This is a genomic window from Algibacter sp. L4_22, from assembly GCF_023473045.1.
Classification (GTDB): Bacteria; Bacteroidota; Bacteroidia; order Flavobacteriales; family Flavobacteriaceae; genus Algibacter.
Map to the genome: position 1 here is coordinate 1 of NZ_JAMCOK010000041.1, position 1,252 is coordinate 1,252.

Below are 1,252 nucleotides of genomic sequence, written 5' to 3' on the forward strand. Positions count from 1 at the left end.
TTTTTTTTCAGAAATGGAGTTTTAAACTTGATATGGAAATGCAAATCTGCATTACACTAGATTATCTGAGAAAAGAAACGGCTTGTTATGAAATTGGGTGTGGGTTCCCAAGCGACGTCAGGAGACAGAAGACAGTCAGGCTCTAGTAGTCGTACTTGTAGCACAGTGTGGTGCCAGTGGTGTCCAAGATATCCCTGATACGGACATCGGGCATCATTCCGGCCGTGTTGACAGTGGTATCGAGTGTGAGAGGGTTGCCACTGACGTCGTTACCGTTGATTTGGCTGAGCCATTGTGGGTTCTTGTTGGTGTAGAGGCGGAAGGTACGGTCAACGAAGGCGTGGTGGAGGAAGAAGAATGGGTCAGCAACAGAGGCTTGGACGTCAGACATGACAGCTCCGACACCATTGTGGCCATAGGCGTGGTAACCAAGCTCAATGCACCTACTCAGACCGGCGTAGTCAGGGTAGCGGGCGCAGAGATCGACATATTCTTGGTTGCAGTTGCTTGTTAGACTGCCGTCACCGTTACGTGCCAGGCAGTGAACAACGTTGCTATCGCCGGGGCCGACGTTAAGAACCAAGTTGGCGAGTTGACCATCCCTTACACATTGTCCACCGAGAGCGATGCCTCCAAGCCATCGGCTCGAGAAGATGGAAGACTGGGCAAAGCGGCCAGCATAGCGGGTTTCGTCGAACCAAGGCAGAGGCCCATTGAAGCCACATTCATTGCGCATAAGCCTCTCAAACAGAGCGGTGAAAGCTCGGTGCCAGAGGAGAAATTTGGCGTTGCCGTGGACGTTGGGTGTGAGCCTCTGGTGCAGAGCAACAAGGTCCTCATAGCGATTCTTTGCTTGGGGGAATTGGCCCGAGGGGGCCCTGGTCAGCAAGCACTTGACACCATCCACGAATTTTTGCTTGTCACTGTCGGCCATGCGGTCCCACTCTACGCGTGTGCGTACGTTTGCGCATGTGCCACCACTCTGATACCCGACAGCTTTGTAGGGATGGTAAGAGGGAGCTGGGTCGGCCTGGGGGGGTGTTTCGATTTTGTAGTTGATGAGCTTGAGCTTTGCATCCTCGAGTGGAACTGGTGTATGGTGGAACTTTGTGTTGAAAGCTTCAAGGGGCAGGGCTTCACAGATTTCGCTGAAGACGTTGTCTACGACTTTGGTCACGTCGGACACGATGCCATTCAATGTCGGGTGCGATGGGAGGGCAGCGGCGCTGGCGACGACGGCCAGAGAGATGAG

General features: G+C 53.5%; 1 protein-coding gene. It reads right to left on the bottom strand.

The genetic code is table 11. The annotated features are described in order from the left end of the window. Window positions 1-142 precede the first annotated feature (142 nt). A partial coding sequence (locus M4I23_RS19490) for a tyrosinase family protein (protein WP_249755525.1) occupies window positions 143-1,252 on the bottom strand: 1,110 nt, incomplete at its 5' end.